Raw genomic sequence first — 1,185 nt, forward strand, 5'->3', positions numbered from 1 at the left:
TTCTAAAACCCTTAAATAATTTTTTATTATATTTGACATAGATATTGTTTGTTTTGCGACTTCAAGATACTGAAATTCAGTATCTTGAGCAATATCTAATCGATATATTTTAATTCAAATAATTACACCCAACGGGTTAAATTTAATTTTTTGGATCTTTTTTGAACCTAAAACTTTTGGAAATAATTATAGATATCATATTTATGTATTTTGGATTCCAACTCTTTCGGGTTTAGTTATTACATCAAGATTTAGTTTTTTTAAAGAAATATGGAAAGATATTTTTATTTCTTCCAAAACTGAAAAAATTCATAGCATTATATTCGCAACTTTTTTTATTCTAATATCTAATATATTATTTTCTTATTTGACATTTGGATTTTCTGCAAATCTGATTTGGAATTATTTTAATAAGGTTGAAACAAACAAAAATCAAATAGAGGTATTTAACTTAAAAATTAATGCTTTTAGAAGAACTACTGGAAAAGGTGGTTCAAACTGTATAATTTTTCCGTTTAAAGGAAATCAAGAAGTTATTAAAATTAGTTATGATAATATTAAACCTTATTTAAATCAAAATTCAAATGATTACATACTAGTTTTAGACGTAAGAAAAGGAATATGGGATTATTACAAACTTGAAAACTGGGATATAATAAATAAATAAAATCAAATGCCACAATTTCTAAAAATTTACGAAGATAAACCTAACGAAACTGCCATTGCAAAAGTAGTTAAAGTTTTAAAAGATGGCGGTTTAATCATTTATCCAACAGATACGGTTTACGGTTTGGGTTGCGATATTACCAATACTAAAGCCTTAGAGCGAATTTCCAAAATAAAAGGAATCAAACTCGAAAAAGCTAATTTTTCTTTTGTTTGTCACGATTTGAGTAATATTTCTGATTATGTGAAACAAATTGATACTGCAACTTTCAAAATTTTGAAACGAGCACTTCCTGGACCTTATACTTTTATTTTACCAGGAAATAATAATCTCCCGAAAGAATTCAAAAAGAAAACTACAGTCGGAATTCGTGTTCCAGCAAACAATATTGCTTTAGAAATTGTAAAAATGTTAGGAAATCCTATCGTTTCCACTTCTATTCATGATGATGATGATGTAATAGAATACACCACCGATCCCGAATTGATTTTCGAGAAATGGCAAAACCTTGTCGATTT

2 protein-coding genes are annotated in these 1,185 nt (G+C 26.8%); both read left to right on the forward strand.

The features are described 5' to 3' along the window. Positions 1-367: 367 nt before the first annotated feature. Positions 368-667: a hypothetical protein gene (locus tag RMO83_RS08455; protein WP_310559240.1), complete on the forward strand. Its 300-nt coding sequence runs from the start codon at positions 368-370 to the stop codon at positions 665-667. Between the two features lie 6 nt (positions 668-673). Continuing rightward, the coding region (locus RMO83_RS08460; RefSeq protein ID WP_310559241.1) for an L-threonylcarbamoyladenylate synthase at positions 674-1,185 on the forward strand (512 nt) is incomplete at its 3' end.

The organism is Flavobacterium sp. (genome assembly GCF_031423415.1).
Classification (GTDB): domain Bacteria; phylum Bacteroidota; class Bacteroidia; order Flavobacteriales; family Flavobacteriaceae; genus Flavobacterium.